General features: G+C 56.6%; 26 protein-coding genes, 1 tRNA gene and 1 pseudogene. 19 read left to right on the top strand and 9 right to left on the bottom strand.

The window, feature by feature from the left end; translation table 11 throughout:
* On the bottom strand, positions 1-242 hold a 242-nt coding region (locus ACTG4M_RS08950), incomplete at its 3' end, for a hypothetical protein (RefSeq protein WP_439123306.1).
* Positions 242-934, bottom strand: a complete 693-nt coding sequence (locus tag ACTG4M_RS08945; protein ID WP_439123305.1) for an ABC transporter ATP-binding protein — start codon at positions 932-934, stop codon at positions 242-244. The genes ACTG4M_RS08945 and ACTG4M_RS08950, both read right to left, overlap by 1 nt.
* Before the next feature lie 69 nt (positions 935-1003).
* Between ACTG4M_RS08945 and ACTG4M_RS08940 the strand changes: the two genes are divergently transcribed.
* Positions 1004-1627 (top strand): arylesterase, encoded by a 624-nt coding sequence (locus ACTG4M_RS08940; RefSeq protein ID WP_439123304.1) that lies wholly within the window; start codon positions 1004-1006, stop codon positions 1625-1627.
* Positions 1627-2238 (top strand): SOS response-associated peptidase, encoded by a 612-nt coding sequence (locus ACTG4M_RS08935; protein ID WP_439123303.1) that lies wholly within the window; start codon positions 1627-1629, stop codon positions 2236-2238. Before ACTG4M_RS08940 ends, ACTG4M_RS08935 begins: the two co-directional genes overlap by 1 nt.
* A gap of 6 nt (positions 2239-2244) precedes the next feature.
* Here ACTG4M_RS08935 and ACTG4M_RS08930 read toward each other — a convergent pair whose 3' ends face one another.
* Positions 2245-2451, bottom strand: coding sequence for a cold-shock protein (locus ACTG4M_RS08930; protein WP_072776069.1), 207 nt, complete (start codon positions 2449-2451; stop codon positions 2245-2247).
* Between the two features lie 248 nt (positions 2452-2699).
* Here ACTG4M_RS08930 and ACTG4M_RS08925 point away from each other — a divergent pair, with 248 nt between their 5' ends.
* Positions 2700-2963, top strand: a complete 264-nt coding sequence (locus tag ACTG4M_RS08925) for a hypothetical protein (protein ID WP_439123302.1) — start codon at positions 2700-2702, stop codon at positions 2961-2963.
* A 371-nt stretch (positions 2964-3334) separates the two neighbouring features.
* Here the strand turns inward: ACTG4M_RS08925 and ACTG4M_RS08920 are convergent.
* Both ACTG4M_RS08920 and ACTG4M_RS08915 read right to left on the bottom strand, forming a co-directional pair.
* Positions 3335-3897, bottom strand: a pseudogene (locus ACTG4M_RS08920) (L,D-transpeptidase).
* A gap of 252 nt (positions 3898-4149) precedes the next feature.
* Complete coding sequence (locus tag ACTG4M_RS08915) at positions 4150-4356, bottom strand: cold-shock protein (protein ID WP_299784372.1); 207 nt, start codon at positions 4354-4356, stop codon at positions 4150-4152.
* Positions 4357-4604: 248 nt separating this feature from the next.
* On the opposite strand from ACTG4M_RS08915, the gene ACTG4M_RS08910 reads away from it, so the two are divergent.
* Both ACTG4M_RS08910 and ACTG4M_RS08905 read left to right on the top strand, forming a co-directional pair.
* Positions 4605-5027 (top strand): thioredoxin family protein, encoded by a 423-nt coding sequence (locus tag ACTG4M_RS08910; protein ID WP_439123301.1) that lies wholly within the window; start codon positions 4605-4607, stop codon positions 5025-5027.
* Positions 5028-5089: 62 nt separating this feature from the next.
* Complete coding sequence (locus ACTG4M_RS08905; protein ID WP_439123300.1) at positions 5090-5569, top strand: DUF2938 domain-containing protein; 480 nt, start codon at positions 5090-5092, stop codon at positions 5567-5569.
* A gap of 55 nt (positions 5570-5624) precedes the next feature.
* Here ACTG4M_RS08905 and ettA read toward each other — a convergent pair whose 3' ends face one another.
* The 4 genes from ettA to putA all read right to left on the bottom strand — a co-directional run bounded on the left by ettA (position 5625) and on the right by putA (position 11952).
* Positions 5625-7280: an energy-dependent translational throttle protein EttA gene (ettA, locus tag ACTG4M_RS08900; RefSeq protein WP_439123299.1), complete on the bottom strand. Its 1656-nt coding sequence runs from the start codon at positions 7278-7280 to the stop codon at positions 5625-5627.
* 109 nt (positions 7281-7389) lie between these two features.
* Positions 7390-7758, bottom strand: coding sequence for a GFA family protein (locus ACTG4M_RS08895; RefSeq protein ID WP_439123298.1), 369 nt, complete (start codon positions 7756-7758; stop codon positions 7390-7392).
* Positions 7758-8498, bottom strand: coding sequence for a rhomboid family intramembrane serine protease (locus tag ACTG4M_RS08890; protein WP_439123297.1), 741 nt, complete (start codon positions 8496-8498; stop codon positions 7758-7760). The genes ACTG4M_RS08895 and ACTG4M_RS08890 overlap by 1 nt, the downstream gene beginning before the upstream one ends.
* Before the next feature lie 31 nt (positions 8499-8529).
* Positions 8530-11952, bottom strand: coding sequence for a bifunctional proline dehydrogenase/L-glutamate gamma-semialdehyde dehydrogenase PutA (gene putA, locus ACTG4M_RS08885; protein WP_439123296.1), 3423 nt, complete (start codon positions 11950-11952; stop codon positions 8530-8532).
* Between the two features lie 111 nt (positions 11953-12063).
* On the opposite strand from putA, the gene ACTG4M_RS08880 reads away from it, so the two are divergent.
* The 14 genes from ACTG4M_RS08880 (at position 12064) to ACTG4M_RS08815 (ending at position 23904) form a co-directional block, all read left to right on the top strand.
* Entirely contained in the window at positions 12064-12534 is a 471-nt protein-coding gene (locus ACTG4M_RS08880; RefSeq protein WP_439123295.1) for an Lrp/AsnC family transcriptional regulator, read from the top strand.
* A gap of 31 nt (positions 12535-12565) precedes the next feature.
* Positions 12566-13114, top strand: a complete 549-nt coding sequence (locus ACTG4M_RS08875; protein WP_439123294.1) for a tetratricopeptide repeat protein — start codon at positions 12566-12568, stop codon at positions 13112-13114.
* Between the two features lie 77 nt (positions 13115-13191).
* Positions 13192-13277: transfer RNA gene (locus ACTG4M_RS08870), tRNA-Leu, on the top strand.
* Positions 13278-13446: 169 nt separating this feature from the next.
* Positions 13447-14613: a M20 aminoacylase family protein gene (locus ACTG4M_RS08865; RefSeq protein WP_439123293.1), complete on the top strand. Its 1167-nt coding sequence runs from the start codon at positions 13447-13449 to the stop codon at positions 14611-14613.
* Entirely contained in the window at positions 14610-15542 is a 933-nt protein-coding gene (locus ACTG4M_RS08860) for an acetamidase/formamidase family protein (protein WP_439123292.1), read from the top strand. Before ACTG4M_RS08865 ends, ACTG4M_RS08860 begins: the two co-directional genes overlap by 4 nt.
* A gap of 23 nt (positions 15543-15565) precedes the next feature.
* Positions 15566-15805: a hypothetical protein gene (locus ACTG4M_RS08855; RefSeq protein WP_439123291.1), complete on the top strand. Its 240-nt coding sequence runs from the start codon at positions 15566-15568 to the stop codon at positions 15803-15805.
* A 138-nt stretch (positions 15806-15943) separates the two neighbouring features.
* On the top strand, positions 15944-16546 hold the full coding sequence (locus ACTG4M_RS08850; RefSeq protein ID WP_439123290.1) for a Rieske 2Fe-2S domain-containing protein: 603 nt from the start codon (positions 15944-15946) through the stop codon (positions 16544-16546).
* Positions 16543-17379 carry an aromatic ring-hydroxylating dioxygenase subunit alpha gene (locus tag ACTG4M_RS08845; protein WP_439123289.1) on the top strand — a complete coding sequence of 279 codons (837 nt, stop codon included), beginning with the start codon at positions 16543-16545 and terminating at the stop codon, positions 17377-17379. Before ACTG4M_RS08850 ends, ACTG4M_RS08845 begins: the two co-directional genes overlap by 4 nt.
* Positions 17376-17990, top strand: coding sequence for a glutathione S-transferase family protein (locus ACTG4M_RS08840; protein ID WP_439123288.1), 615 nt, complete (start codon positions 17376-17378; stop codon positions 17988-17990). Before ACTG4M_RS08845 ends, ACTG4M_RS08840 begins: the two co-directional genes overlap by 4 nt.
* Entirely contained in the window at positions 17987-19372 is a 1386-nt protein-coding gene (locus ACTG4M_RS08835; RefSeq protein WP_439123287.1) for an amidohydrolase, read from the top strand. Before ACTG4M_RS08840 ends, ACTG4M_RS08835 begins: the two co-directional genes overlap by 4 nt.
* Before the next feature lie 2 nt (positions 19373-19374).
* The gene (locus tag ACTG4M_RS08830; protein ID WP_439123286.1) at positions 19375-20469 is read left to right on the top strand and encodes a BMP family ABC transporter substrate-binding protein; all 1095 of its coding nucleotides are present in this window, start codon (positions 19375-19377) and stop codon (positions 20467-20469) included.
* Entirely contained in the window at positions 20466-21965 is a 1500-nt protein-coding gene (locus ACTG4M_RS08825) for an ABC transporter ATP-binding protein (RefSeq protein WP_439123285.1), read from the top strand. Before ACTG4M_RS08830 ends, ACTG4M_RS08825 begins: the two co-directional genes overlap by 4 nt.
* 41 nt (positions 21966-22006) lie before the next feature.
* The gene (locus ACTG4M_RS08820) at positions 22007-23032 is read left to right on the top strand and encodes an ABC transporter permease (protein WP_439123284.1); all 1026 of its coding nucleotides are present in this window, start codon (positions 22007-22009) and stop codon (positions 23030-23032) included.
* Positions 23029-23904 carry an ABC transporter permease gene (locus tag ACTG4M_RS08815; RefSeq protein WP_439123283.1) on the top strand — a complete coding sequence of 292 codons (876 nt, stop codon included), beginning with the start codon at positions 23029-23031 and terminating at the stop codon, positions 23902-23904. The genes ACTG4M_RS08820 and ACTG4M_RS08815 overlap by 4 nt, the downstream gene beginning before the upstream one ends.
* Positions 23905-23935 lie beyond the last annotated feature (31 nt).

Below are 23935 nucleotides of genomic sequence, written 5' to 3'. Positions count from 1 at the left end.
ATGCTTTCGAGATATGCACGTTCTTCAGGTTCGGCAAAGCGGTAAGTGAATTCAACCGACGCATCGCCGCCCAGGAGTATGGAGCCTTGCGCCTCTAGACCCGACTGAATTGCTGATCGTACGGACCCGACGCCAGCGATAGCAGCGACGCCAAGAGCGAGACACGCCAGAAAAATGCGAAAGCCCTTGAGACCTCCGCGCAGTTCCCGGCGGGCGAAGCGGGCCGCAGTCGTCAAAGCCATTATTCGGCAGCCTTTAGTTCATTGTCAGCAATGTGCCCGTCCGTCAGCCGGATCACGCGGTCGCATTTCGCCGCCAATTCGCGGCTGTGCGTTACAAGTACCAATGTTGCGCCATGGCGGTCACGCAGACCAAACAGCAAATCGATGATTGCCTGACCGTTTACGCCATCAAGGTTGCCTGTGGGTTCATCGGCAAGCAGGATTTCGGGCCGTGTGACAGATGCGCGGGCCAAGGCGACCCGCTGCTGTTCGCCGCCGGACATCTGGGCGGGGTAATGATCGGAGCGATGTGCCAATCCAACCGCCTCAAGCTCTGCCTCGGCGCGGGCATAGGCATCTTTCTCGCCTGCTAGCTCTAATGGGGTTGCGACGTTTTCCAGCGCTGTCATAGTTGGGATCAGGTGGAATGACTGAAACACAACGCCCATGTGGTCGCGCCGGAATCGGGCCATTTTGTCTTCGTCCATCGCGGTCAAATCCTGACCCAGAGCAAGAACGCTTCCCGACGTAGCATTCTCAAGTCCGCCCATGACCATCAGCAGCGAGGATTTGCCCGATCCAGACGGGCCGATCAGGCCCAAAGTCTCGCCCTTGTGAACAGAAAGCGTGATCCCATGTAGGATCTCGACCATTCCGGCATTGCCCTTGAGGCTGAGCGTGACATCTTTGAGGTCGAGAACGGACTGGGTCATGGGATACGAGGCTTTATGATGTTGCAATGGTTCACATATGGGGCGTCACAGGTGTTGAGCAAGGTGCGCATGACCGTTGTGTGTCTTTGCACAGTGACCGCCGCGCAGGCCGATACCGTCGAAGTGATCGCTTTGGGCGACAGCCTGACGGCTGGGTATGGCCTGATCGACCAGAACGGGTTTGTCCCGAAAATGCGCGAATGGCTTGAAGAACGCGGTCTTGATGTACGTCTGGTCAACGCAGGAGTGTCGGGTGATACCACTGCGGGTGGTCTTTCGCGGGTTGCGTGGTCGCTAAACCCGTCGACCGATGCGCTTATTGTTGCATTGGGTGGCAATGATCTGCTTCGTGGGCTCGATCCGGCTGTGTCGCGTGCCAATCTGGATGGCATTCTGACGGTGGCCCGCGACAACGACCTTGAGGTGCTTGTGGTTGGGATGGAAGCGCCCGGAAATTATGGCCCCGAATACAAAGCCGAATTCGATGCGATGTATCCTGAATTGGCCGAAAGCTATGGCGCGCTGTATTTTCCCCGGTTTTTCGAGGGGCTTTATAGCGTGGGCGAAACCCCGGCAGAGTTGCGTGACGTAATGCAAATGGACGGCATCCACCCGAATGCGGAAGGTGTCGACCTGATTGTGGAGGCGATGGGCCCGGCCGTGGCGGAACTGGTAGACCGCGCGTCAGACTGATGCCTGGGCGGTTCTACTTGGTTCGCGATACGTCCGAGTTGGCCAAAACTGTAAGCGTGCCTATGCCCGACGCAGAGCCACCGCGCAGCAATATCCAGCCTGGGCAGGACATTCTGGTTTTAACAGCCAACGGGTTTCAAAAGATGCGCTGGGGGATGATCCCAACAGGCCGCAAAAACGCCCGCGGGCGTCCTGTGATGGAAACGATCATCAATGCGCGATCCGAGACTGTGTTCGACAAAAGCGCTTTCGACGACCTGCGCCGCGCCGTGGTACCGGTTGATGGGTGGTACGAATGGACGGGGCAAACACGTCACAAAACTGTTTGGGATATTCGGCCCAAAGACGGGTCACCGCTTTGGTTTGCGGCCATCTTTGACGTTTGGCATGGCCCCGGCGGGATCAATGTGCCGCAGGTGGCAACGCTGACGTGTCCGCCCAATGGGGATTTGCGGGGCATTCATGATCGGATGGGTGTCGTTCTTGCGCCAGACACGGTCGACGATTGGCTGACGGGCGACGAAGAAGCCGCCCGTGCGTTGTTTCGGCCTTGGCTAAACGGCCGTCTATTGATCACCGACGCCAAGGATGTGGACTGGGCTAAGCCCTGAACGCAATCAGGCGAGCGAGATATTCACGGCCGCCTCGCGACCATCGCGACCTGCTTCGAGGTCAAAGGTCACTTTCTGATTGTCCGCTAGTCCTGTGAGACCTGACCGTTCAACTGCGGAAATGTGGACAAAGACATCTTTGCCGCCGCCGTCCGGTGCGATGAAACCGTAGCCTTTTGTGGTGTTGAACCATTTGACGGTGCCAGTGGCCATCCGTTCTACTCCTGTCTGTCATATCTTCCGTCGGGCAAGTCGGCACGACGGGCGCTGTCAGTCAAATTCGCTTAACTGAGCCGTGTCGGAGCAGTGGTCGAAAATGGTAACTTTGCGATACAATTTTTCAGATGATTCCAATTGCGACGCAAGAAAAAACCAGGGTCGTCGCTTTGATGTGAAACGGGGTTGCCTTGAGGGTAATCTGCCCCATCCTTAAACGGTCTTTGACTTATGGGAGAGTGACAATGTCAGGTATGGATGCACGGGTGGCTGCCAAGACTGAACAACAAGCGCTGGAAAAACGGTATGCCGAAGCCCGCGCTGATATTGAGCGTAACCGTTTGATTGAAAACGGGCAATCTGGGGCATTGTTATATGCTGCGATGGCTTATGGTGACGCGCTTGAGGAAAATACGCTTTTTCGCACTGCGTCGCATTGGGCAAAACTGTTTTGCATTGCCGCGGTCTGCATTATCCCGAACCTGCTGGTCATTCATGTATTGCTGTAACGCCTGACAGCATCCGCAAATAAAAAGTGCGCGATCCTCACATTGGGATTGCGCCTTCTTTTTAGGCGCATCTCCTCCGCTCTGAGGGCGGACACAAGATGGTGACAATCAAGAATGCCAAGCTGGTCAGCAGGAACATGACAAAGGCCGTCGACGCGACCGCACCCGCTATCAAGGCTAGGATTGCAGCTATCCAGCCAAGAACGCTGCCCACGATGAGTGCTATTGCCGCCATGTCCAAGCCCCTTCTGCGTCTACTACGGAATAGTCCGTCACCAGCCTTGCAATGGTCAACGATCGTGCTCAGTTTGTGGCAGCGGGTGGACAAACCGGAGGCACGTGCATTTCGCGCCCCGGTTTGAAGGGCTTTTTTACAGAACCGTCACAACCGTACCAATTGGGACGCGGTCATACAGGTCTTCGACATGGGTGTTGAGCATACGGATACAGCCATTCGACACCGACTGACCAATCGACCGTGGTGACGTTGTGCCATGGATGCGGAAGAACGTGTCGCGGCCATTCTGGAACAGGTACAGCGCGCGCGCGCCCAAAGGATTTCCCGGCCCGCCGGGTTGGACATAGTCGTTATCGACGAATTTTGAGTAGGTGTTCGGCTCGCGCTCAATCATCTCGTTCGTGGGACGCCAAGTGGGCCATTCTTTTTTAACGGCGATTTCGGCTGTGCCCGTGAACTCGAGGCCTGCGCGACCAACACCAACGCCATAGCGCCGGGCAACGCCGGATTGAGTCACGTGATATAAAAAGTGCGCGCGCGCGGCAGGATCAGGATCTGGCCCGGCGCGATATCAGCTTTGATACGCACGTTCTGTGGGCGGAAGACGGGGTCAATCTGAAACGCTTGCGCGGATGCGATGCTTGGGGCGGCCAAAGTGGCGGCCGAAGCGGCGATAAAGTGGTGTCTGGAAATCATGGGCAGCACTATTCCTTGTGGTTCTGGTCTTTAGACACTCGATAACAATCGCAATTTTGCCACTGATTTACTTGGAAACAAGCGGTATCGCACATGGTTTCACCATCGTCATGGGGCTGTTGCGGCACAAAGGTCACAAACCAGCAAATGGTAACCAGAGAGATGAGGCCACTGGTCCCTGTGCAGCGCAAAGAAAAACCGCCCGAAAACGATGTGCTCTCGGGCGGTTTTCGATCCGAAAATCTGTGTGGCTTATGCCAGCGCGAGGTTGATCGCGCTTTCGCGGCCGTCACGGCCTGCTTCGATGTCGAAGGTCACCTTCTGATCGTCGCTGAGACCTGTGAGGCCCGAACGCTCAACAGCGGAGATGTGGACGAAAACGTCCTTGGATCCGCCATCGGGTGCGATAAAGCCGTAGCCTTTGGTGGTGTTGAACCATTTCACTGTGCCAGTGGCCATGTGAAGTATCCTTGTGTTGTCCGTTGCCCACAGTATGCGGCAACCCGGCAAAGTCACGTCTGGATCGAAAGCTGCGTGCCGGTGTCGGAAAACAGAAGGTCGAGTAGAAGATCGTTAGCGCAGTAGATATGACAGGTTGACGCGAGTCTCACAAGATAATTCTCTCGCTGGATCAGCATGAGCGGGGACTTGCTGACGGATTGCGCAATACATATATCGTGTTTCGAATGTAACTGGAGGTTGCTGCGATGGCTGGAAAGAAACTCACTTGTCTAGATTGCGGTCAAATCAATCGCGTGCCTGTGGAACGGTTGGATGCTACCCCGAAATGCGGAACCTGCGGCGCGGTGCTGATGCCAGGCAAAGCAGTTGAGGTCGATTGGACGACGTTGCAAAAGGCTGCCCGCAATGACGAGGTGCCGCTTGTCGTGGATTTCTGGGCGCCTTGGTGCGGCCCCTGCAAAATGATGGGGCCAGAGTTTTCAAAGGCTGCGAGCACCTTGAAAACCCGCGCACGACTGGTGAAAATCAATACAGAAGACTTCCCGCAATCGGGCCAAGCATATGGCATCAGGGGTATTCCGACAATGATCCGCTTTGAAAAGGGCCGCGAAGGCGCACGCCAATCTGGGGCCATGCGCGCCGAACAGATCGTTGGCTGGGTGAGCTAACACTGCATTGGCATTTGTGACCCAATCTGTACTCTGTTCTTTCAATCGGAGGGGAGAACAGAATGGACTGGCTGACTACAGGGGTTCTAATGGGCATTGGCGGCACATTGGCCATGGATATCTGGGCGCTTTTGCTGCGGCAGCTTGTAGGGATGCCCTTGCCTAACTGGGGCAATGTTGGCCGTTGGTCGGTACAGGCGACCAAAGGACAAGTCTTCAACGACGATATCAGCGCGGTTGCCCCGGTCACTGGCGAAACCAGTATTGGCTGGGCGGTGCATTACGGCGTTGGCATTATCTATGGTGTTCTGTTTCTCGTGATTTTTGGACCAGACTGGCTTGTCAACGCTGCGTTCCTTCCGATCTGGATCTTCTCGATCCTGACCATTGCAGCCGGTTGGTTCCTGCTTCAGCCCGGCATGGGCCTTGGCTGGGCAGCCAGCAAAACAGACACACCGTGGCGTGCGCGCATTATGGGATTAATTGCACATACGGTCTTTGCGCTGGGGATGTGGGGCGTGGCCTTGCTAGTCGCTGCCTAAATGAAAAAGGGTGGGTAAAACCCACCCTCGTTCGGCCCACTGGTTCTAAACGATTTCAGCGCACGAATTTTTTAAACTTCACCCGCTTTGGCTCAAGCGCGTCAGCACCAAGACGGCGCTTCTTGTCTTCTTCGTAATCCTCGAAGTTCCCCTCAAACCACTCTACATGCGCATCGCCCTCAAATGCCAGGATATGTGTGCACAGACGGTCGAGGAAGAAGCGGTCGTGGCTGATCACCACTGCACACCCGGCAAAATCGGAAATGGCGTCTTCAAGCGCGCGAAGCGTTTCAACGTCCAGATCGTTGGTCGGTTCGTCAAGGAGAAGAACGTTGCCACCTTCTTTGAGAAGGCGCGCCATGTGCACCCGGTTGCGTTCACCACCTGACAGCAAGCCGACCTTCTTCTGCTGGTCGCCGCCTTTAAAGTTGAACGATCCGCAATAAGCGCGAGAATTCACCTCGGCATCACCCAGATTGATGATCTCCGCACCGCCCGAGATCGCTTCCCAGACGGTATCATCTGGGTTCAAATCATCGCGTGACTGATCGACATAGGCCAGTTGCACAGTATCGCCGTATGAAACGTCACCGTCGTCGGGTTGTTCGTGGCCCGTCAACATCTTGAAAAGAGTCGATTTACCTGCACCGTTGGGGCCAATCACACCGACAATACCGCCCGGCGGCAGGCTGAACGACAGGTCTTCGATCAACAGTTTGTCGCCCATTGCTTTCTTCAAGCCATTGACGTCGATCACTTTTGACCCAAGCCGTGGACCATTGGGAATGATGATCTGCGCGCGCCCGACGCGTTCGCGTTCGGATTGACCTGCCATTTCCTCATAGGCCTGAATACGCGCCTTCGATTTGGCCTGACGGGCTTTCTGCCCCTGCCGCATCCATTCCAATTCGCGCTCAAGCGTTTTTTGCTTGGCTTTGTCCTCGCGCGCTTCCTGCTCAAGCCGCTTGGCCTTTTGTTCAAGCCAGCTGGAATAATTGCCCTCGTAAGGCACACCGCGCCCACGGTCGAGTTCGAGAATCCAACCCGTGATATCATCAAGAAAATAGCGATCGTGTGTGACGATCAGGATTGTGCCCTTATATTCTATCAAATGGTTCTGCAGCCAAGCGATCGTTTCCGCATCAAGGTGGTTCGTCGGTTCGTCAAGCAGCAGCATATCGGGCGCTTCGAGCAGCAGCTTGCACAGCGCGACACGACGCTTCTCACCACCTGACAACGACTCGACGTTTGCGTCATCCTGTGGGCAGCGCAAGGCTTCCATTGCAACGTCAATCTGGCTGTCCAGATCCCATAGGTTGTTGGCGTCGATTTCGTCTTGCAGGTTGGCCATTTCGTCAGCGGTTTCATCGCTGTAGTTCATTGCCAATTCGTTAAAGCGATCCAGCTTGGCCTTCTTTTCAGCCACGCCCAGCATGACGTTTTCCCGCACATTCAGTGATGGATCAAGCTGCGGTTCCTGCGGCAGGTAGCCAACTTTGGCACCTTCGGCCGCCCACGCTTCGCCAGAAAAATCGGTGTCGAGACCGGCCATGATCTTGAGCAGCGTCGATTTACCGGCGCCGTTAACGCCCACGACACCGATTTTGACACCGGGAAGAAAGTTCAAGTGGATGTTTTCAAATGTTTTCTTGCCACCGGGATAAGTCTTGGAAACCCCGCTCATGTGGTAAACATACTGGTAGGAGGCCATGATCGCGTTCCTTTGAATTTTGATTTTGCCGAGGGATACACGCGCAGGCGGACCCGTGCAATCACGCGTGTTCAGGCTTTGTTTGGATTTGGTCCCTATCGTGGTCGGATCACTGATCCGAGGGGTGATTCACGCCGTCATGCCAGCCGATGGGTTCATAATCCTTGGGGTTCACGCCATCTATGCAGCCCATGTTCACCCCGTATTCTTCTGGGTCAGAGCGGCGTTGGTGATGCGTGTAGATGCCACAAATCTTGCAGAAATAGTGTTTCGCCGTGTGCGTTCCGAAACTGTACAAGGTCAAGGCGTCTTGCCCCTTTACTAGGGTCAGGTCTTGGCGGTTAACGGTTGCTGTCGGGGTCCCCCGGCGCCGGCAATACGAACAATCACATCGCCGGGCGTCTGACAGTTTGCCGGTCAGACGGATCACAAGTTCGACAGCACCGCAGTGGCACGTGACTTTACTTGGTGACGTCATCACCGGCGCACTTTTGGGATGTTTGAGCGGCTCAATTTGTATGTCGCCTCGGGATGCGGTGGGTGGCCTTCGGTGCGGTCCCAATACGTTGCACCACCGAGCCGGAGCCAGAGCGGCACGGTCAGTGCCAGACCGATCACAAACCCGCCGACATGCGCCCAATAGGCAACACCGCCTTCATCAGCTGCTGTGCCAAAACCGCCAAAAACCTGTATGGCGAACCAGAGGCCCAACATAATCCAGGCGGGTATCGGAAAAATGCGAAAGATGATGACGATGATGATCAGGATGTCGACCTTCGCCTTTGGAAAAAGCAGTAGATACCCCCCCATTACGCCTGCAATGGCACCTGATGCGCCGACGGTCGGAACAGGAGAGCCCGGCGCGCTGATGTAGTGGATAAAGCCGGCCCCCAAACCCGCCGCTAGATAAAACAGGGTAAAGCCGGCATGCCCCATTTCATCTTCCATATTATCGCCAAAGATGAACAGGAACAGCATGTTGCCGATCAGGTGCATCCAACCACCATGCAGGAACATCGACGTCAAAAAACCGCTCCACCCCTGACCTTCGCTAATCAGGGCCGGGATGAGCGCCCAGTCAAAGTAGAAGCGCAGGATTTCCTGATCGCTTTGCATCACCGGCCAATAGCTTAGGAAAATGCCCACATTCGCGACAATCAACGCGTAGGTGACAAACGGCGTTCGGCCTGATGGGTTGTGATCACGGATCGGAAACATGCCGCGACACTTGTGCCAAAGCGACGGCGCGTCAAGCCGCGCCGCTCAGGAGTTGTGCGTTTCCACCCGAGGCGGTGGTATCGACGCAGACATGACGTTCGCGGCAAGCATGGCCGGCGTCCGGTAATCCAGTGATCAAAGGAAGGATCGGCCCGGCCCTTGTCGCGAGTGCCGCCCGCAGGTCACGGGCGGTGCCAGCATCGCCCCACCACAGCGCGCCTTCCATCGGCAACTCTGACAACCAGTCGGGATCCACGTCACCGGCGCAGACCACCGCAACACCACCAACGGCGTTGACAGCTTTAGCTTGCGCATTCGCTGCGTCTTGGCCCGGCCCCATGCAGAGCAAGGGCCCGCGTGACAGAGCGGTCAACACGTTCGATTCTCCGGTGGGGCCCGGCAAGGTTGTCGTACTGACAGGTTGGTCTGATGTCGCGGCTGCGAAGGCTTTTGTCAGACGTTTTTGGTCGTCTTGTTTACTCCAGTCTTTACCAACCATTGCTGCTGGTTGTTTGCGGAACCGGGCAAGATAATTCGGCCCGCCTGCTTTTGGCCCCGTACCTGAAAGGCCCTCCCCACCGAAGGGTTGGCTCCCGACAATCGCACCGATTTGGTTGCGGTTCACGTAGATATTGCCGGCCTCAATCCGATCTGACACATGCTGGACACGATCATCAATGCGAGTTTGCAGGCCAAAGGTCAGGCCGTATCCGGTGCTATTGATCGCATCAATAATCTTGTCGATATCTTTGGATTTGAAGGTTGCGATGTGCAGCACTGGGCCAAAGATCTCGCGCTCCATGTCTGCTATACCGCCGACTTTAATCAGCGTCGGCGGCACAAATGTGCCACCGCCGGGCAGCGGCAGTCGATGCAAAACGCGGCCTTCGGCCTCGGCGGTATCAATGTAAGACATGATCCCATCTCGTGCCTCGGCATCAATCGCGGGGCCAACGTCCGTCCCATAGACCCATGGATCTTTAATCACCAACGCATCCATTGCACCGGTCAGCATTTCCGTAAACGATTTGGCAATGTCTTCCTGCACATAAAGGCACCGTAGGGCCGAACAGCGTTGACCTGCGGATTGGAAAGCGGATTCGACAATGGCCTGCACGGCTTGTTCGGGCAGGGCTGTGCTGTCCACGATCATGGCGTTAAGGCCACCCGTTTCGGCAATCAGGGGCGCGCCCGGGTCAAGATGGTCTGCCATACTGCGATGAATGATCTGCGCTGTTTGCGTGGAGCCTGTGAAGGCCACGCCTTTGACGACCGGATTCGAGGTGAGGGCGGCACCGACGTCACCCGCACCAGGCAAGAGCTGTAGGGCACTGCGCGGCACACCTGCTTCGTGCAGCAGTTCTGTCGCGCGATGGGCGATCAATGGGGTTTGTTCAGCAGGTTTCGCCAGCACGGCATTCCCTGTCGCGAGCGCTGCTGAAATCTGGCCGGTAAAGATTGCGAGGGGGAAATTCCATGGACTGATACAGGCAAACACACCTTGAGGATCTGGGCCTTCCGCACGGGCGGCGTAGTACCGCAGAAAATCCACTGCTTCGCGGAGTTCGGCCACTGCATCCGGCAAGGATTTACCAGCCTCGCGTGCCAAAACCGCAAAGAGTTCGCCGTAATTTGCCTCGTACAAATCTGCGGCCCGGTGCAGAATCGCTGCGCGTTCATCTGCCGCCGCAGACCAAGGTTTTGCCGCGGCGCATGCCGCTGCGACGGTTTCAGCCGTGGCCCATGTGACCTTGCCCACGATGTCGCTGGGCCGGGCGGGATTGGTCACTTTGTCAGAGGCGCCAACGCTGGCTTTGGTGGCCAGTAGCGGTTCAGCTTTCCAAGATGCAGATGCGAACGGCCCACGTGCGTCTTCGATTGCCACGCGTGTCGGTCGGTGGGCCAAATCCCAGCCCATAGAGTTCGGGCGTTCGGGCGTAAACAGGTCTGGTCCAGTTGGCAGCTTCGGTATCGATTGGGCGTCGAACGGATCTGCTGCAACCTCGGATGGTGGCACATCCGTATCGACGATTTGGTTTACAAACGAACTGTTTGCGCCGTTCTCCAGCAAGCGGCGCACAAGGTAGGCCAGCAGGTCCCGGTGGGCCCCGACGGGTGCGTAGATGCGGCAGCGGCTGCCTTCGGCGTCCTTGACGATGTCGTGCAATGCCTCGCCCATACCGTGAAGGCGCTGGAATTCGAAAGAGGATCGGTCTTTTGCCATGTGTAGGATCGCTGCAACCGTGTGCGCATTGTGCGTCGCGAATTGTGGGTAGATGCGATCAGTCATACCCAAAAGTTTTTGCGCATTTGCGATGTAGCTGATGTCGGTGTGATGCTTGGCGGTAAATACAGGAAAGCCGGGGAGGCCAGCAACTTGGGCACGCTTGATTTCAGTGTCCCAATACGCGCCCTTGACTAGACGCACCATGATCTTGCGATCAAGCCGTTCGCCAAGGTTGTATAGCCAGTCAATGACGTGTCCAGCACGCTGACCATAGGCTTGTACAACGACGCCAAATCCGTCCCACCCTTTGAGTGATGGTTCGGAAAGCACGGTTTCGATCACATCAAGCGAAATAGACAGCCGGTCCGCTTCTTCTGCATCGATGTTAAGGCCGATCCCGGCAGAGCGCGCCAATTGTGCCAATGTCCGAAGGCGTGGAACGACTTCGGTCATGACCGTTTCATGCTGTGCTTCTTCGTAGCGTGGGTGCAACGCCGAGAGCTTGACAGAGATGCCGGGGTTTTCACGGATGTCTTTGGACGTGGCTGCTTCGGCGATTGCGCTGATCGCCCGCGAATAAGAAAGGTGGTAGCGCCGTGCGTCGGTTTCCGTGCGTGCCGCTTCGCCTAGCATGTCGTAAGAATAGGTATAGCCGTTGGCTTCGCGCTTGGCGGCGCGCGCCATGGCTGACTGTATGGTTTCTCCTAGAACGAATTGCGCCCCCATTTCTTTCATCGCGCGACCGACGGCGGCGCGGATGACCGGTTCGCCCAACCTTTTGATTGCTCCGCGCAGGTGGCCTACAGGGCCGGGTTGTTCGTCCTGCAGAACCTTACCCGTCAGCATCAACGCCCAGGTTGACGCATTCACCAGCGGAGAGGTGCTTTCGCCCAGATGGCTGGCCCAGTTCGACGGGGCGATCTTGTCTTCGATCAGCGCGTCAATGGTGGCTGCGTCCGGCACGCGCAACAACGCTTCGGCCAAACACATCAGGGCGATGCCCTCTTCGGTCGATAACCCATATTCGCTCAGGAAGACTTCCATCATACCGGGGCGCGAATCTTCACGGATAGCCGAGACCAATTTGGTCGCACGCGACGTTATGGCATCACGATCATTCTGCGCGACTTGCGCGGTGCGTCGCAGTTGATCGACGACATGGCTCTCATCGGCATATGTGGTTTCGTCGATGAGGGCACGGAGGTTGGGCAGGTCATCACGGGGCATGGCGATCTCCAGTCATATCCCCTACAGTACCGTGTGATATGCAGAAAAAATGCCGGATTATTTCAATTTGGTGCTGTATTTGAACTGAAATTGAGCTGAAAGGCGGGCGATTTGATTATTTCTGATCTGGATAGATTCGATCGGGCGATCCTACAGGAAATGGCACGGGATGGGCGGGTGTCGATAACCGAGCTGTCCCGCAGGATCGGCTTGTCGAAATCCCCAACCCAAGCGCGCTTGCGTCGCCTCGAAGAGATGGGGGCGATCCAAGGATATCGCGCTCTGCTTGATCCGATCCGGCTTGGATTGGATCACATCGCCTTTGTCGAAGTGAAAATGACCCACACGAGAGAGGCGGCACTGGCGGCGTTCAACGAGGCAGTGGCTAAGATTCCCGAGATCGAACAGGCGCATTTGATCGCGGGCAATTTTGATTATCTACTCAAGGTGCGGACTGCGAATATGCGGAGCTATCGCAAGGTGCTGGCCGAACGGATCTCGACCTTGCCGCATGTGGCAGCGACCTCGACCTATGTTGCGATGCAAGCGGTCAAAGAAGAGACTTTCGGGAACGTGACTTGACCCCGGCGGCACCGGCTTAGTTTATATAGTCATGCGAAAGTTCCTTGCTTGCCTCATCGTTCTGAGTTCCGCGTCAAGCGCATTTGCTGACGGATGCCCCGTGGCGCCGGATCATACTGCTGCATTGGATGATTTGTATGCCGAGGTGCAACGGGCGCCGAACGAAATGATTGCGCGGCAGTTTTCGAACCAGATGTGGGATTTGTGGCTCGAGGCGCCGGACGAGCCGTCGCAGATGATGTTGGACGCAGCTCTTCGTGCAATGCGGGTGGGCGATTACCTAAGGGCGATGGACCGGCTGGACACCTTGGTGTCATACTGCCCGTTCTACCCCGAAGGCTACAATCAGCGGGCTTTCGTGAACTACCTGCGCGGTGACTACCCCGCCGTGTTGCCAGATATCGATCAGGCGATTGACCTGAACCCCCGCCACACGGGCGCTTTGACCGGCAAAGCCTTAACCCTTATCGCCTTGGGGCGCGAAGACGAGGCGCAGGATGTCTTGAAAGACGCCGTCGAACTGAATCCGTGGCTGGGCGAACGCGCGCTGATCAAAGAGCCGCTGGGCGACGAACTTTAATCGCAACGGATTTTTCCACAATTTCAGCATTCCAAACCATTGTTTTCACCAAACCTCCCGGCTAGGGATAAGCACACGCGGGCGTGATGGAATGGTAGACATATCGGACTTAAAATCCGAAGGCCTTAGCGCCGTGTGGGTTCGAGTCCCACCGCCCGCACCACGTTTACTGGGCATTCTTTTGCCGTTTGATCAGGACGAATTTGATCAATCCCTGTGCGCTGTTTCAGTTCACCCATTGTCAAACGAAGCCCCGCGATTTTCTCGTTTGCCCCTGACGTCTATATCGGGTCTGATGTCGGCATTCCCCGCGACCAAGGACTCGATATCTTATGCCCATTCGAAATCGTTTTGCCGAATTGCACCCTGAAATCACCGCATGGCGGCGGGATCTGCACGAAAATCCGGAATTGCAGTATGACCTGCCCAGAACGGCTGGGATCGTTGCGGAAAAGCTTCGGGCCTTTGGCTGCGATGCGGTGGTCGAAGGGATCGGGCGCACAGGTGTCGTTGCGCTCATCGAAGGCAAGACCAACACATCCGGTAAGACCATCGCGTTTCGCGCCGATATGGACGCATTGCCGATCCTTGAGGCATCGGGAGCACGGCATGCGTCCAAGACGCCCGGCAAGATGCATGCCTGCGGGCATGACGGGCACACGGCGATGCTCTTGGGGGCGGCGCAGTACCTAGCTGAGACGCGCAATTTTGATGGCACTGTCGCAGTGGTCTTCCAACCCGCTGAAGAGGGCGGCGCCGGGGCCGAAGCAATGGTGCAGGATGGTCTGATTGAAAAGTTCGGCATCGCGGAAATTTATGGCCTCCACAACTCGCCGCTTTTGCCATTAGGTCAGTTCGCGATCCGACCGGGCGCGTTCTATGCAGCAGTTGACAGTTTCCACATCAATGTGCGCGGCAAAGGCGGACATGCTGCGCGCCCCAATAACACGGTGGACACCACGCTTGCGGCGTCTGCGATAGTGATGGCGCTGCAATCCGTGGTGTCGCGCAACACGGATCCACAGCAGCCTTTGGTTGTATCTGTCACGTCGTTTCGAACGGAATCGGACGCATTCAATGTGATCCCCGAACACGTCATTCTGCGCGGCACTGTCCGTAGTTTCGACATGGACGTGCGCGCAAAGACGATGGACCGGATCAAGGCGCTCGCGACCCTGACAGCCGAGAGCTATGGCGCAGAAGCGGAGTTTGGGTTCGATGAAGAACCCTATCCCGTGATGGAGAACCACGAGGTCGAAACCGAATATTGCATCAGTGCAGCCAAAGACGTGGCTGGCGTTTGCATCACCGATGCGCCTCGTACCACGGGTGGTGAGGATTTCGCCTATATGCTTCGGGCATGTCCGGGCGCATACATCCAGCTTGGAATCGGTGAGGGGCCGGGGCTGCACCACCCGGAATATGATTTCAACGACGATGTGATTCCAACGGGCTGTTCATATTGGGTGACCCTTGCTGAACAGAGGCTGCCGACATGATCATCAATGCTGGGCCGAAGAACTGCCATTGGGGTTATTTCGACGCGTCGCTTGATCCGGTTGCAACCATTGCCAGCGGGAGTGAGGTGACGATGAATACCGTCTCAGGCGGCAAAGCTGTTTTGCCAGGTGACGGGTTTCACGTTCCGCCAGAGCTTTTGGAGATGCACAAAGCCGGAGAGCCGACCGCGCCGGGGCATATCCTGACAGGACCGGTTGCCATTGAGGGGGCGAAGCCTGGGGACGTCCTCCAGATTGATATACTTGATGTCCAGTTGCGACAGGACTGGGGGTACAACTTCATCCGTCCGCTTGCGGGCACATTGCCGCTCGATTTTGATCAGTTTCACCACAACACCATCCCGCTAGATATCGAACGTGGTGAGGCGAAAATGCCATGGGGTGCCAAGCTCTCGCTTGCGCCGTTCTTTGGGGTAATGGCCGTCGCACCGCCGCCTGAGTGGGGGCGCATTTCAACGATCGAGCCGCGTGCGCATGGCGGCAATCTGGATAACAAGGAACTGGTTGCTGGCACGACGCTTTACTTGCCGGTGTTTACTGAAGGCGGGTCGTTTTCCTGTGGCGACGGGCATGGCGCACAGGGCGATGGCGAAGTCTGTGTCACCGCGATTGAAACCGCATTGCAGGGCAAGTTCAGGCTGACGGTGCGCCGTGATCTGGATGTGACTTATCCTGAAGCTGAAACACCAACGCATTACATCACCATGGGCATGCATCCCGATCTCGACGTTTGTGTCGAGATCGCCTTACGCCGGATGATTTCAGTTCTGTCAGACCGCCTCGGGATCAGCCGCGCCGACGCATACATGCTGTGTTCCTTGGCTGGTGATTTGCGCATCACGCAATCGGTGAACCGCGAAAAGGGTGTTCATATGATGATGGCCAAATCGCATTTGACCAAAGACTAGAGGTGAAACCGGTGTCCTCCATCGTGTCGGCTAAAATCCACTTGACCGGCGATGTGCACAGTGACGACTTTCTGAACTGGATTGCCAAGCACGCGCACAAGCTAGGATTGGTCGCAGTGAAAACGCAATCGGTTGCAACGGGCCTTGAGGTCACGGCGCAGGGGGCAGAGGAAATGCTGCAAGCTTTGGCGCTTGGGGCGAGTCTTGGTCCTGAAAGCGTGTTGGTCGAAACTGTGACGATCACAACCGATGCGTGCGCCTGAAAAGGTAAGCGATCACATTTTCATCGCTTAGTGCAATAATTGGGCAAGTGCTTCGGTTTTTGCCCTAGTTTCAACGATCCAGTGATTGATAAGTCAAAGCGGCTCTGTCTAGTCTGGCGCGACTTACGTGGAGCGGACATGGACTGGATTGCTGTTGCTTTGAAAGAAGATGTCCCGCCCGGCATCGTAATCCCAAGCCGCATAGATGATACGGAACTTGCCATCTGGTGTACGCCGTCCGGCGTCTACCATGCGTGGTCTGACCGCTGCCCACATCGCGGCATGCGTCTGTCACATGGGTTTGTGCGCGGCGAAACGCTGGCCTGCATCTACCATGGCTGGCAATATAACGAGGCGGGCACTTGCGACTACATCCCAGCCCATCCGAAACTCACACCTCCAGATACGATTTGCGTTCCGACCTACCGCTGCGTTGAGGCTGGTGGTGTTATTTGGGTTTCGCTCGGCGACACGGATCAACCGCCGCCGGACGTTGGGGCGCGCAAGCCCGTTCGATCGCTGCCAGTCCTCATGTCGGCGGCAAACCTTGCGGCGCATTTTGGGGCAGGGGCATCGACAACTGTCGCAGTGGTATCTGATTATGATGCGCTATTGGCCGTGCAACCCTGTAGCGAGACCCAATGCGTCGTGCATGCGCTCGCGGCACCGGAACATGATCGCAAAGATGTTTCGCGCTGGCTCGAAGAGATGAGGGTTATGCTAGAGGGGGCTGTGAAATGAGCGATGCAATAGACAACCATTGGTATCCCGTTGCGATGATCTCGGGCATCGACGCACCGCGCGAAACGTTGCTGCTGGGACGCAAGATCATTCTGGGTCTTGATGATGGGACATGTTGGGTCAAAGATGCTGCAGGTAAGGCACTGCCGACAGTCGAACGTTTTGGCCATCTCTGGACCAGCCCGGGTCAGCCCAATCGTGATCTGTTCACCATTCCCGAAGTCGACGCACCCGGGCGTCGGTTGGTCGATGTCGGGTCGGTTCGGGTAAAATGCTCACCCTTGCGCGCAGTAGAGAATTTCCTTGACATCGCGCATTTCCCGTTTGTGCATACCGACATTCTTGGAGCCGAGCCGCATACCGAGGTAGATCGCTACGACGTGAAGATCCGAGAAGAGGTGGATGAAGTTTGGGCAACCAAGGTCAAGTTTTTTCAACCGCAAGCCGCCAAATCCGCAGAAGGCGGGATTACTACGGAATATATGTACCGCGTGCCTGCACCGACCTGTTCGGTGCTTTACAAGACGTGCCCGCCGCGCCCCGGCGAATGGGATATCATCACGCTGTTCGTTCAGCCATTGACTGATGAATGGTGCGAGGTTTGGCCGTGGATGGCGCTTTATGATGATGATTCCACGATGGCCGAGATGGTCAGTTTTCAGCAACTGATTTTCATGCAGGACAGATCGATCCTTGAAAATCAGATCCCACGTAAGCTGCCGTTGGATCCGGGAATGGAGGCACCAACACAGGCTGATATGACATCGGTCGCGTATCGCCGTTGGCTCAAAAAAATTGGGTACACCTATGGCGCGCAGTTGGTGGCAGCATGATCCTATACGACTACGTTCTCAGCGCCAGTTGCTACAAAATACGCTTGATGGCAGCGCTGCTGGGCAAAGACCTGTCATTGCGGGCCGTTAATTTTCATCCAGCCCGCGAACACAAATCGCCCGAGATGTTGGCCCTGAACCCCAAAGGAACATTGCCGATCCTGCAAGACGGGGATGTCATCCTCACCGACAGCGCCGAAATACTACGACACCTCATCGCCGACACGCCAACATGGCAAAGCGACGATGATGACCATTGGCTGTCATTTGCGTCTGGCTTGAACGACACCCTTGGGTTGGCGCGTCTGCACGACATATTGGGATATGACGCCGATATCGACGTGGTGCGTACACAGGGCAATCTGGCGCTTCGCCAACTGGAACAGCGATTGACCGAACAACGATTTGATGGCGAGACGTTTCTGACTGGTTCACAGCCAACCATCGCCGACATTGCCTGCTTCCCGAACACGGCGCTGGCGCCAGATGGCGGTGTCAGTCTTGATCCATACCCGTCGATCCGGCTTTGGATGCGGGCGATCCGTTCCTTGCCCGGGTTCATTGAAATGCCAGGTATCCACCGTTTGCACGAATTGGCGCATCCGGCATGAGCATTCTCCTTCTCAAATCCTGCGAAGCAATCATCACGTCTGCAAACGACCCGGTTCTTTGGCGTCAGGATGTTCTGTGCAAAAACGGTGCGATCAGTGCGATTGGTCCGGACTTGTCGAAAGACGCGCCCGAAGGGACCGAGGTGATAGATGCCACTGGGCACTTCATTTATCCCGGACTCGTCAATACGCATCATCACTTCTTTCAGTGCTTCGTCCGCAACCGGGCTGAGCTGGACTGGACCCGCTATTCAGTGATCGAATGGCTGGACCGCATCTATCCGATCTTTTCGCGCCTGACTGAGGACTGTTTTTACCACAGTTCGGTCGTGGCGATGGCCGAGCTAATCAAGCACGGCTGCACTACGGCGTTCGACCACCAGTATTGCTTTCCCCGACATGCCGGATCGCGGATCATCGACCGCCAATTCGAAGCAGCAGAGCTTTTGGGCATGCGGTTTCACGCAGGTCGAGGGGGCAACACGCTGCCTAAATCCGAGGGCAGCACGATCCCAGACGAGATGCTCGAAAGCACAGACGAATTCATTGGCGATTGCGAACGGGCGATCGATGCGTTCCATGATCCGTCGCGGTTCTCGATGCGTCAGGTTGCGGTCGCGCCCTGTCAGCCGGTCAATTGCTACCGCGAAACGTTCGAGCAATCCGTCAGCCTTGCTCGCGACAAGGGCGTGATCCTGCACAGCCATGTTGGCGAGGGCGAAAGCCCGGTCGTTGAGCAGGTGCATGGCATGCGCACTGTGGACTATTGCGCCGAGATTGGCTTTGCCGGGTCGGATACGTTTTATGCCCATGCTTGGGAACTGACCCGCAACGAACTTGCCAAGCTTGCCGCGTCAGGCACCGGAGTTTCGCATTGTCCGGAGCCCGTCTATCTGGTCGGGGCCGAAGTGACCGACATTCCAGCGATGGACGCGCTGGGCGTCCGAGTTGGGTTGGGCGTTGACGGTGCTGCGTCGAACGACAATTCGAACCTGATGCACTGTGTGCATTCTGCCTACATGCTGCAGTGCCTTGTGGCGTCAACGCGGCAGGACGGCGTGCCAGTGCCGGGGCAATTCCTGCACTATGCCACTGAAGGTGGTGCATCGCTTTTGGGACGGAATGATATCGGCGCGCTGCGCCCGGGTATGGCGGCGGACTTGTTCGCCATCGACACCCGCAAGCTTGATTACATCGGCACGCGCCACGATCCGATCAGCCTTTTGGCCAAAGTCGGCGTCGGCTCGCCTACTGACCTGACAATGATCAACGGTCGCATCGTCTGGCAGAACGGAGAGTTTCCGGGGCTCGACGAAGGCGCGTTATTTGCCGCTGCCGAAGACACACTTCACACAATTCTGCCAAACACCAACAGGGGATAACCATGTCTGATACACTCAAACGCCGAAGCTTTCTCAAAGGCTCGCTCGCTGCCACAACCGCGATCGCTTTACCACTGCGCGCTGCCGCGCAGGACGTGATCAAGATGGGGGTCGTTCTGCCATCACCGGAAGCTGATGTTGGCTGGTCACACACGCTGATGGAAGGCGTCCGCACAGTTAAAGATGCGTATGGCGACGGGCTTGAAGTGACCGTTCTCGAAAACATCGCCGAAGGCCCCGATGCAGATCGCATCGCGAACGGTCTGGTGGCAGAAGGCAATGAAGTTCTGTTGCTCGGCTCGTTCGGGTACCAGAATGGCGGCATCCAGATTGCCAAGCGCAACCGCGATGTGTCGATTATTCACGCTTCGGGCTATCTGGTTGAACCGAACTTCGCCCCATTCACGGCCAAATACTGGCAGGGCACCTACCTCATGGGTATGGCAGCTGCGTCACTCACGAAAACCAAAAAAATTGGCTGCGTCGGCGCATTTGCAATCCCGGAACTGATTACATCGATCAACGCCTTTATGCTCGGTGCGCTGTCGGTCGATCCCGAAATCACAATGAGTGTGGTATGGGTCAACAGCTGGTTTGATCCGGCCTCCGAACAAGAGGCCGCCAAGGCGCTGATTTCGCAGGACGTTGATGTGCTCTTCTCAAACGCGCAAGACACTCCGTCGGTAATTGCCGTCGCCGAAGAGGCGGGCGTATATGCCTACAATCTCAATTCCTCGATGAAGAAATACGCGCCGTCCAAGTATCTTGGCGTTGTCGGGACAGATTGGGGTCCACACTTTAAAAACCTTGTCGATGGTCACGTTGCCGGCGACTTCCCAAGCGCCAACTACTGGCTGGGCATGGAAGATGACGTTGTCTTCACCGCCGATTGGAACCCAGACATTCCTGCGGACATGATCGAACAGATCACGTCAAAGCAGGCCGAGATTGCGACGGGCGACTTTGTGGTCTTTAAAGGCCCGCTTACCGATCAAACAGGCACAGAGCGCGTCGCGGATGGTGTTGCGATGACCGACGCCGAGATCATCAGTATGGATTGGCATGTTACTGGCGTGACCACGCCGTTGCCGTCATGACCCAGCCAGCGCTTCTGAGGCTCGCAGGAGTTTCAAAGCGCTATGGCACAGTCCAGGCAAACAAAGAGATTGACCTCGACGTTTATGCGGGGTCAATCCATGCCGTGCTTGGCGAAAATGGCGCCGGAAAATCGACCCTGATGAAGCTGATTTACGGGGTCGAACAACCGGACGCGGGCCATATTTATTGGAACGGGCAAGAAGTCGACCTTGCCCGTCCCTCTGACGCTCAGGCGCTGGGCATTGGAATGGTCTTCCAGCATTTCTCACTTTTTGAGACGCTGAGTGTCGTTCAGAACGTATCGCTGATGATCCCCGGCAAACCGGCTGAACTTGCCCAGCGGATCACCGATTTGGGGGATCAGTTTGGTCTGTCGGTTGATCCCCATGCGATGGTGCATCGCCTGTCCGTCGGCGAACGTCAGCGGGTTGAGATCATTCGCTGTTTGCTGCTCAATCCAAAACTGCTGATCCTAGATGAACCCACATCGGTTCTCCCGCCCCAAAATGTGCGACGTCTGTTCGAAACCCTGCGCAAGCTGCAGACCGAAGGCATGGCGATCCTGTTCATTTCGCACAAGCTAGATGAAATCCGTGAACTTTGTGACACCGCGAGTGTGCTGCGCGGTGGCGAAGTGACGGGACGCATTGATCCACGCGAACACGACGCACGGTCGCTCGCGCAATTGATGATTGGGCGCGAGATGCCCAACGTGGCCCATCCCGCGCCGCGTCCTCCGGGAGCAGAACGCCTGCGCCTGAATGCGCTGAGCCACCCGCGCGCTAGCCGATTTGGGACCACGCTGGAAGGAATCGATCTCAAACTGCACAGTGGTGAAATCATTGGGATTGCGGGGATATCTGGTAATGGCCAACAAGAGCTAGCCGCCTTGGCGTCCGGCGAAACCCGCGCGCATGAACCGGGTATGATTGAAATTATGGGCAAGAAGGTTGGATATCTTGGCCCTTTGGCGCGACGCAAACTGGGGTTTGCCTTCGTGCCCGAAGAACGGTTGGGGCGGGGTGCAGTGCCGGAGATGTCGCTGGCCGACAACAGCCTTTTGACCGCCCACAGCCGCAATATGCTGACGCGTGGGTTTATCAAACGCGCAACCGAACGTGCTTTTACCCGTGAGTGTATTGAGGCGTTTGACGTACGCACACCTGGCCCGGATGCAGAAGCGGGGGCAATGTCAGGCGGGAACCTTCAGAAATTTATCCTTGGGCGTGAAATCATGCTGAACCCAGACGTGATGCTGGTGTCGCAACCCACATGGGGTGTCGATATTGGTGCCGCCACCGCGATCCGGCGGCGCCTGCTAGAGATGCGCGATCAGGGCTGCGCGATCCTCGTGATTTCTGAGGAAATGGACGAGTTGTTTGAGCTGTGCAGCAAATTGCATGTCCTGCACAACGGCAAGCTTTCCACGGCGCTTGATGCAGCCGACACAACCCCGCAAGAAATTGGCCGGTATATGATTGGGGCTGAGAGTTGAAAATTCGCCTGATCCGCCGCGATGCCGCATCCCGTTTAGCCATGTTCACAGCACCCGTCCTGGCGCTGCTGTTCACCTGTCTGGCAAGCCTTGTTCTGTTCGCGGCGCTGGGCAAACCCGCCGGTGCGGCATTGCATGCGCTGCTGCTAAAGCCGTTTCTGAGCTGGTACAGCTTTTCCGAAGTATTGCTGAAAATGGCACCGCTTTTGCTGATTGCGCAGGGGCTTGCCATCGGTTTCCGCGCCAACGTGTTCAATATCGGGGCAGAAGGCCAATTCATAGTCGGTGCGCTTTGCGCATCTGCTTTGCCGGTCTACTTCCCAGACGGGAATTTTCCAATGATGTTGCCCGCGATGATCGCCTTTGGCGCGCTGGGTGGAACGGTTTATGCCCTGATTGCGGCGGCTTTGCGCACCCGGTTCGGCGCGTCCGAGATACTGGTCACGCTCATGATGGCGCTCATTGCAGTCCAAATTCTGAATTATCTTCTGCTTGGTCCTTGGAAAGACCCGCGTGGGTTCAATTTTCCGCAATCAGTAATGTTCCCTGATAATGCATTGCTTCCGATCTTGTTCGACGGAACACGCACGAACATTTCCCTGATCTTTTCCCTGCTCGCGAGCGTTTTTGCCTACCTGATGATGCAACACCACTTTCGCGGATATCAGCTTCGGACTGCTGGTCTGGCACCTCGCGCGGCACTCTATGCGGGTTTCTCCGCACCCCGGATGGTGTGGCTTGGGCTGGGTCTTGGCGGGCTGGCGGCTGGCATCGCAGGAGCAAGCGAGGTTGCCGGGCCTTTGGGTCAGCTACAGCGCTCGGTCACGTCCGGTTATGGCTACGCCGCCATTATCGTCGCCTATGTCGGAGGCCTGAACCCGCTTGGAATCATCGCATCCAGCTTTCTGATCTCGGTCATTTATATTGGTGGGGATAGTGCAACGGTGTCGGCAGGCCTTCCCGTGGCCGCGGTCGAAGTGTTCCAAGGGCTGCTGCTGTTTTTCTATCTTCTGACCTTCACACTGATCCGATTCCGGATCGAGATTGATCGCAAGGTGGCAGCATGAGCGGCTTGGAGTTTCTTTTGGCCGGAACGCTGGCCGCTGCATTGCCGCTGCTGCTGGCCGCATTGGGGGAAATGGTGGTCGAAAAGACCGGGCTGTTGAACCTCGGGCTTGAAGGGATGATGGCGATTGGTGCGGCCATCGCGTTTATTTGTGTTTACCACACCGGGTCACACGTTGTCGGATTTGTTGCTGCCGCTGCGGTCAGCACCGTGCTCGCGATGTTCTTCGCGGCGCTCGTGATCGGCGTGCGCGCCAATGAGGTCGCAGCGGGACTGGCGATTGGTGTGCTGGGGCTTGGACTGTCGGCATTGTTCGGCAAGACTTACGAAAGCCTGACGATCAAAGGCTTGCCAAAGCTCGGCCTGCCGGTTCTGTCAGATATCCCTGTGATCGGTCCAACCCTTCTCACGCAGGACATTGTTGTTTGGCTTGCTATCCTCGGAACCCTCGCACTTTGGTGGGTTCTGAACCGGACCAAGCTTGGGCTGATCATTGCGGCTGTAGGTGAAAATGCCGATGCCGCAAGGTCCATCGGCTATCCAGTGGTACTGATACGCTTGGTGGCTGTGGCATTTGGTGGCGCAATGTGTGGACTAGCTGGCGCCTATGCGTCGACGGTCTATACGCCGCTTTGGGCTGACGGTATGATCGCAGGCCGGGGATGGATCGCGTTGGCGCTTGTGGTGTTCGGGACGTGGCAAACCGGTCGTGTGGCTTTTGGTGCGCTGCTTTTCGGCATTTTGTCCTTGGGCGAACTAACCGCGCAGGCTGTGGGCGTTGGGCTGCCATCACAGGTTCTGTCTAGCCTTCCGTATCTTGTAACGATCTTGATGCTGGTCGTTATCTCGCGGCGTAGGCAGGGGGCAGCATAAGACAGCAGAGCCTACAGTAGATCAGCTCTGC

The organism is Marivita sp. (assembly GCF_965656765.1).
Lineage (GTDB): Bacteria > Pseudomonadota > Alphaproteobacteria > Rhodobacterales > Rhodobacteraceae > Marivita.
The sequence above is the reverse complement of the archived record's forward strand: the minus strand, read 5'-3'. Positions and strand labels throughout refer to the sequence as shown.